The organism is Oligella ureolytica DSM 18253 (assembly GCF_000373745.1).
Classification (GTDB): Bacteria; Pseudomonadota; Gammaproteobacteria; order Burkholderiales; family Burkholderiaceae_B; genus Oligella; species Oligella ureolytica.
The window spans coordinates 1-6,652 of record NZ_KB892340.1 but is presented as its reverse complement, the minus strand read 5'-3'; the positions used below and the strand labels follow the sequence as shown (position 1 = coordinate 6,652).

Genomic DNA, 6,652 nt, shown 5'->3' with positions numbered 1-6,652 from the left:
ATCTGTTGGTACAACCGGTGATTCATACGATAATGCATTGGCTGAAACGGTTAACGGGCTTTATAAAACAGAGGTGATTGAATATTTAAAACAGCAGTGGCGGGATGCGTGTGATGTTGAATTAGCAACCCTTGAATGGGTCGATTGGTTTAACAAAACTCGCATTCATAGTACGATTGGTTATGTGTCGCCTTTTGAGTTTGAGAGACGATACTATGATAGTCTTACTGAGTCAGACAAAGTTGCCTGACTCAAGCAATCCACTCTCCGATATACTCGGGGCGGTTCATATTGAAGCACCAGAATTGTTTACAACCTGCGGAAGCGTAGCGGCATATAAGTATCATACACTTGCAGTTTCTCAATCAATAATTGACGTAGATGTGAGATCTCCATCCGCTGGGAAGGTAGAGGTGACTGTTTTAACTAGAACTGGGTCTCCTTCTGCAATATTAATCTCAGAAATAAATAGCTATTTATCTGCAGAAGAGAGAAGACCTCTTTGCGATACAGTGTTGGTAAGAGCTCCAATAAAAGTTGAATATAGCGTTGATGCTTCATTGATCTTACTCAACGGCTACGACTCAATAAACGTTAAAAACGAAGCGGAATTCTCTCTACGCCAGTATTTATCTATGAGCCAAGGAAGATTGGGTAAAGATATTTTACCGCTAGAAATTATGACTGCACTAAAAGTTGACGGAGTATATGACGTGGTTTTACATAATCCAACAGCTAAAAAATTAGATATGACTCAATGGGGTTTCTGTACAGATATTAATCTGTCATTGATGGAACAAAGAGAAAATGGCTAAGTTAAATTATCCACTAATAATTCAGCGTGATAAAAAATATCAAGCTTTAGCTGAACTATCTAATAGATATGGCAGTATTAACAGAATGCCATTGATTACAACCATTATTGATAATGTAGCGGATGAACACCTGAGTTTATTGATTGATAAATTTAGTGCTGGTGGCTACGATGGCCATTTTTTTACAAAAACAGTTTCTGAGAAACGAAAATTAATTAAAAATTCAGTAAGAAATCATCAAATCAAAGGCAGTGTTCTATCGATTAGAAATATTGTTAGAGACCTAGGATTAGGTGAATGCATTATTTTAGAAGGTCTATCTAATAAAAAGCGAAATGGTGAAATCAAAAGGAACGGTTTTTTTTATCACGGTGACCCCGCAAAGTGGGCACATTACACAGTTGTTTTTAATCAGACAATTAAAGTTGCTGATGGTCTTCTTTTAAAAGAAATCTTAAAAAGCTTTGCTCCAGCTCGTTGCTTTTTAGAGCAAATAGATTTTACCAAAGCACCACTTTTAAGAAATGGCGCTACAAATCGAGACGGAACCTACAGTAGAGGAAAAATATAATGGCTTACTTGACAGAAGTAGCAGAATGGATCGAATCTATTTATCAACTCGAAACTGATGATTTAGTGTTAGGCGGTCCTGACGGAATAGATAACGTACAAGCTAGAGAGCTTGCTTGCCGAACTTTGTTTCTTAAACTAAAAAAAGCAGATATTGATAGCCCAAACTTTACCGGAGAGCCTACTGCTCCCACACCGTCGTCTGCTGACGACGGTTCAAGGATCGCAACGGTAGAATATGTTAGTAATGCTAATAAGAGTACTGTTTTCTCATTTAACGAAATACCAATCGCTAAGTCTAGCGATGTTATTTATGTAAAAGGCAAAGGTAATCTTGAGTGGACAACAATTGGTAGTTGGACTGGCTACGCATCACTGTTACTTGGTGCATTTATTTTTGACACAACAACTATTGCACGATCACAAACAATTGATGCAATAGGTGGCACATATAAAAAGTCCTTGTACCCTGCTCTTTGGGCATGGGCAAACGCTCAAAACAAAGTTGTATCGGCTGCATCTTGGAAAGCAGGCACTTATTTTTTTGTTGATCTGGGTGGAGATGACTTTAGAGCGCCAGATATTAGAAATATGTTTATACGAGGAACGGGAACTGACGCTGACAATGCAAATGCTAGGACGTTGGGGTCGTATCAGGCTGATGCGTTGCAGAATATTAATGGAGCATTAGGTTTTAGTCCTATGGATAGTTCTTCGACAGCCTTCTGGACAGGTGTTGTAGATGGTGTTTTTCAGGTTCATGGAGTGTCTTGCACTAATTTAATTGGCTTTCAGCAATTGAATAGAACCTTTGACAAAGCTCGTGATGAATTGACTTTTGACGCTAGTCGAGTGGCTCGAACATCATCAGAGACACGTAGTAGTAACACGGCCATGGCTCCTCGCATAATCACTTTTTAAAACGCGATGATTCGGGGCGCTAAGGCCACGTTAGACCCTCGTGTTTCAGACGAGGTTCGAGCGACACGAGATGCGTCAAAGCTATATACTGAAGCAGCTGAATTGCCGTCAACCGTTCCTGTCTTGACGGATCCTAAATTATATGAAAGCTGAAAGGCACCAGACGCACCCCTATTTACATCCCCTTGGATGTCGTCAATCGTCCCAGTTATGTTTTGCAGCGCATCTAGTTGCCGACTCCCCATCTGTCTCGCATTTGCATTGTCAGAGCCAACCCCCATTTTTTAAGGAATTAAGTAAATTATGAGAAAAATTTATCAACTAGATACTACGAAAAAATTACCGATTTATCTCTATGCATTTGATGTTTCACAGAACGCCATGCCATTTTTTTGCGTAGAAGTTGAACCGCCTGCTGCTGAAGAAGGCAAGGTGATTTGGTGGCAAACAGAGCTTGATGCGGTAGCTGATCTGGATTTTGGTAAGTCAGGTACAGGAAACTGGATATTGAAAGATGATAATCGATCAGCAAAACTATTCTTGACTGCAGACGGTTCAAAATATGAAATTGGTGAGGAAAATGATCATGGGAAATATGATGGCTTAGGGAACATTCCGAACTGGTTAACGAAAAATGAACGTCCATCTATTTATCATTCGTGGATCGATGGTGAATGGTCGGTCAACGATGAAAGTGAGTCACAACGTTTAGCTGATTTGTCAGCAACAGTTCGCCATCGGCGTGATATGTTAATTGCACAATCAGATTGGACGCAGCTAGATGATAGCCCGCTTAAGAATGATGATGCTTGGATCGACTATCGACAGGCGTTGCGTGATATCACGTTACAACCAGGGTTTCCTGAAGATATCATTTGGCCTGAAGCGCCAGATAAATAAAGTTTGGCGGTATTTGATTATGCGACAACATAGCCAAATACCCCAAATTCGCAGCTGTATCCTGCAAATTCAGCATGGCCAAACTACCTGATCAGGTGTGGCCAGTATAAAATTTATTTAAGGATACAGATTTGAGCATACATAACATTACAAGCAAACCGATCATCCCTTGGATCGGTGGTAAACGAAGATTAGCAAAAGAAATTATTCCTTTGTTTCCTGAACATGGGTGCTATGTAGAACCTTTCTGTGGTGCTGCAGCAATCTTTTTCATGAAGCAACCATCAAAGACTGAAGTTATCAATGATCTCAATGGTGATGTCATTAATCTTTATCGTGTAGTACAGCATCATTTAGAAGAGTTTGTTCGTCAATTTAAATGGGCATTATGTTCAAGAGAAATTTTCAAATGGCTACAGGACACTCCTACTCATATATTGACAGATATTCAAAAGGCGGCTCGATTCTATTATTTACAAAAACTTTGTTTTGGTGGCAAAGTATCTGGACAAAGCTTTGGTACAGCAACAACATCAGCACCTAGATTGAATCTTTTAAGGATTGAAGAGGAACTGTCTTCAGCACACCTTAGGTTATCAAGAACCTATATTGAAAACGAACCTTGGCTAAAATGCATCGAACGATATGATCGGCCTCATTCTTTGTTTTATTGTGACCCACCATATTGGCAAACAGAAGGATATGGTGTTGAGTTTGAATTTGAACAATATGTCACTATGGCTGAAGCTGCGAAAAACATTAAAGGAAAAATGATAATTTCAGTAAATGATTTACCAGAAATTAGAGATGTTTTTGCTGATTTAAATATGCGTACTACGGAAATAAGTTATACGTTGAGTCGTCAAGCTACTAAGAGAAGTGTAAGTAAGGAGTTAATTATTACCAACTGGTAGTAGCAATGCAAATGCGCGGTTGCTTGGGTCGCATCAAGAAGACGCGATTGAAAATCATGTGCACGGGTTGTACCTTTATACTGGCCCTTCCACCGAGACAAAAGACAATTCAATAGCGATCTCATACGCACCCGCAGCAATAGGCGGTGATGGCGGCATCATCAGAACATACGGCGCAAATTCTGGCGGCGCCAATGCGTCAAGCTCAGCAGTTACAACAGATTCATATAGTAGCGCTCCAAAAGCGGAGACGCGCGGCGAAAACACTGCTCTTGCACCGCGGATCATCGCCTACTAAAACGCAATACGACCCAAGCACCCGCGCATTTGCATTCTCATGGCAAGTAAGACTCTTGCACTACAAGAGCCTTACTATTTTTAGTTAAAGCATTTGAAGGAGCATATGGTTAATCACACTGAACTGTTCTTGGCCATGTTGGCTTTTAATTAGTTTTTGACCTAAGTATTCGGCATCAGGGTGATAGTATCTTAATAACATCCTCGTATCTAAGTGCCCCGTAACTTTTGCCAGTTCATGGATTTCGTAAACAGATGCAAGACGAGAAGTTGCTTCATGTCTCAGGTCATGAAAACGTAGGTTGTTGAAATATCTTTCATCAATAACTTGTCCTTTTCTTTCGCACATTGATTCATATCTAGCTCGAGCTTTACGAAGCGCACGTATAAATGCTTTGGTAATAGCCTCGGGGCTTATTTTAAAAATTAAACCTGGTTGATTATTCTTAGCAAAATACATAATTAATGAATATTTTGCTATTGGAGATAAAGGTACAGTGCGTGAATGCCCGTTTTTGGTATGAGGAATGTAAAGTGTATTTGACTCAAAGTCTATATGTTGCCTTCGTATATTCGCAATTTCAGAGCGACGCATTGCTGTTTCTATTGCTAAAGTAATAATCATCGGAAGATATTCGGACTTTGTTTCCCTTACGATCCATTCAACTTCTGAATTTGGAGACTCGAGAGTCCCAGTCCCTATAATTCGAATATCATTTAATATACGCCTGTTTCTTGCGTTTTTAACGCTGGGTTTTCTAATTTTTTGGACCGGGTTATCTGCTAGGTAGTACCATTGCCAATCTTTAATTGCAGTTGTGTATAAGTGTGAAAGCAACGCAAATCGACGCACAATAGTCGCTGGCTTTAATTGTTTCTCCCAGTTATCACGAATATGTATCAGATCTGATTGTTTAATTGAGGCAATTGGACGATGAGCTATCGGTAAGTTTTTCCAGACTTTAATTATTGATTTCTCTTGAGTATGTGATTTTTTTTCCAATCGATACTTCTGTCAAATACTTATCTAAGGCTGAAGATAAAGTTGGACTAGATTGTGATAGTCTACGGTTTCTGATGTTCATAGGTTTTCTCCATATGTAATAATAAAAAAACGCCCTTGCATAGGGCGTAATTATGTTACAACAGGAGTAAATAAGTGTTAGCTTAAATATCGCGCTTATAGCTACTCAAATATCGCGACGCGCTTCACCATTGCAATGTAAAACCACTCTTAATACCGATGAAGTAGTTCGTTGTTATCCCTGCTAATGCTGACAAAATAATCGGCGTGATGATGCAGAGGCAAAGCAACAAGGTAAAGCCCAATTGCAAATAAAAACTCACCTTCTTATTCATGCGGCACCCCCACTATTATTTAGGCCAGTAAAGCGTTGTGTTAATAGTAAAGTTAACCAAGTAATTAACCCTAACAAAATGGATAAAGCAGCAGCCATGGCAAAATTAGAGTAGGCAACAAACTCACTATAAATGGATAGAGGTAAGACTTGTAAACTGGTGCCTAGAGCAAAAATTGTGCCAAAGGCACCCATCGACGTTGCAAAGCATATCGCCCCTGTAGAAATCAGGGCCGGTGCCAACGCAGGAATAATGACATCTTTTATAACCATCCACCAGGGCGCTCCAAGTGAAGCTGCTGCTTCCTCAAGCGAAGGATCTAATTTTTCACAAGCGGCCATGACCGTACTTATCACTCGTGGAATAGAGAAATACAAATAACCCATAAATAAACCGACTAATGAGTAAGCAAAAACCAAACGCTCATCAAATAAACTCATCGATAACGTATTAAGTAAGCCTTGACGTCCTGCTGTGATAATCACAAAAAAACCAATCACCACCCCTGGAAATGCCAGTGGAAAAGTCAAAATAGCGATTAATACACTACGACCAAAAAAACGATGACGAGCTAAAAAGAAAGCGCCGGTATTTGTCAAGATAGTTGTCACTCATACATAAATTTTAAGCTGCTTTTTTTACTCTTAAATCATTCTCCGGATTTAACGTGACGACACCTAAAGGGGTGCAGTTTCTTACTGCACGTGAACCCCAGCGCATTGGATTATCTCTTTTGGCATTCGCTAGCACTTTGTGCCGCTTTGCTAGTATTTCACGGTCTTTGCCCTCATGGCGTTGCTGTGGTGTTACGTAATTAAGCTGACTGTGACGATGAACAGTGTTGTACCATTGCACAAAGCGTAAGACCCATGCTCT

The 6,652-nt window shown here is 39.9% G+C and carries 9 protein-coding genes and 2 pseudogenes; 6 read left to right on the top strand and 5 right to left on the bottom strand.

Annotation, left to right across the window (positions count from 1 at the left end):
- The 4 genes from B092_RS0111620 to B092_RS0111600 all read left to right on the top strand — a co-directional run.
- Positions 1 to 250: integrase core domain-containing protein (locus B092_RS0111620; RefSeq protein WP_018575405.1), on the top strand; the 250-nt coding region annotated here is incomplete at its 5' end.
- On the top strand, positions 183 to 815 hold the full coding sequence (locus B092_RS15245; protein WP_083907541.1) for a baseplate J/gp47 family protein: 633 nt from the start codon (positions 183 to 185) through the stop codon (positions 813 to 815). The genes B092_RS0111620 and B092_RS15245, both read left to right, overlap by 68 nt.
- Positions 808 to 1,386: a phage tail protein gene (locus B092_RS0111610; RefSeq protein WP_018575403.1), complete on the top strand. Its 579-nt coding sequence runs from the start codon at positions 808 to 810 to the stop codon at positions 1,384 to 1,386. The genes B092_RS15245 and B092_RS0111610 overlap by 8 nt, the downstream gene beginning before the upstream one ends.
- Positions 1,386 to 2,306, top strand: a complete 921-nt coding sequence (locus tag B092_RS0111600) for a hypothetical protein (RefSeq protein ID WP_018575402.1) — start codon at positions 1,386 to 1,388, stop codon at positions 2,304 to 2,306. Before B092_RS0111610 ends, B092_RS0111600 begins: the two co-directional genes overlap by 1 nt.
- On the opposite strand, the gene B092_RS15780 is transcribed toward B092_RS0111600, so the two are convergent.
- A complete protein-coding gene (locus tag B092_RS15780) occupies positions 2,303 to 2,551 on the bottom strand; it encodes a hypothetical protein (RefSeq protein WP_018575401.1) in 249 nt (82 codons plus the stop codon). The two genes, B092_RS0111600 and B092_RS15780, sit on opposite strands and share 4 nt — an antisense overlap.
- Positions 2,552 to 2,609: 58 nt before the next feature.
- On the opposite strand from B092_RS15780, the gene B092_RS14795 reads away from it, so the two are divergent.
- Both B092_RS14795 and B092_RS0111585 read left to right on the top strand, forming a co-directional pair.
- On the top strand, positions 2,610 to 3,206 hold the full coding sequence (locus B092_RS14795; protein WP_018575400.1) for a tail fiber assembly protein: 597 nt from the start codon (positions 2,610 to 2,612) through the stop codon (positions 3,204 to 3,206).
- Between the two features lie 131 nt (positions 3,207 to 3,337).
- A complete protein-coding gene (locus B092_RS0111585) occupies positions 3,338 to 4,120 on the top strand; it encodes a DNA adenine methylase (RefSeq protein WP_018575399.1) in 783 nt (260 codons plus the stop codon).
- Between the two features lie 382 nt (positions 4,121 to 4,502).
- Here the strand turns inward: B092_RS0111585 and B092_RS14370 are convergent, their stop codons facing one another.
- From B092_RS14370 to B092_RS15645, 4 genes and pseudogenes are all read right to left on the bottom strand, one after another.
- Positions 4,503 to 5,420, bottom strand: coding sequence for a tyrosine-type recombinase/integrase (locus tag B092_RS14370; protein WP_018575397.1), 918 nt, complete (start codon positions 5,418 to 5,420; stop codon positions 4,503 to 4,505).
- A 206-nt stretch (positions 5,421 to 5,626) separates the two neighbouring features.
- A complete protein-coding gene (locus tag B092_RS15530; protein WP_156813078.1) occupies positions 5,627 to 5,776 on the bottom strand; it encodes a hypothetical protein in 150 nt (49 codons plus the stop codon).
- Positions 5,773 to 6,354 (bottom strand): annotated as a pseudogene (locus B092_RS14365) (ABC transporter permease); the annotation flags it as partial. The pseudogene B092_RS14365 and the gene B092_RS15530, both read right to left, overlap by 4 nt.
- 46 nt (positions 6,355 to 6,400) lie before the next feature.
- A pseudogene (locus B092_RS15645) lies at positions 6,401 to 6,652 on the bottom strand (hypothetical protein); the annotation flags it as partial.

Coding starts and splice junctions, on each gene's coding strand:
- B092_RS15780 (WP_018575401.1), bottom strand. CDS start 2,551: ATGGGGAGTCGGCAACTAGATGCGCTGCAAAACATAACTGGGACGATT.
- B092_RS0111600 (WP_018575402.1), top strand. CDS start 1,386: ATGGCTTACTTGACAGAAGTAGCAGAATGGATCGAATCTATTTATCAA.
- B092_RS0111610 (WP_018575403.1), top strand. CDS start 808: ATGGCTAAGTTAAATTATCCACTAATAATTCAGCGTGATAAAAAATAT.
- B092_RS15245 (WP_083907541.1), top strand. CDS start 183: ATGTGTCGCCTTTTGAGTTTGAGAGACGATACTATGATAGTCTTACTG.
- B092_RS15530 (WP_156813078.1), bottom strand. CDS start 5,776: ATGAATAAGAAGGTGAGTTTTTATTTGCAATTGGGCTTTACCTTGTTG.
- B092_RS14795 (WP_018575400.1), top strand. CDS start 2,610: ATGAGAAAAATTTATCAACTAGATACTACGAAAAAATTACCGATTTAT.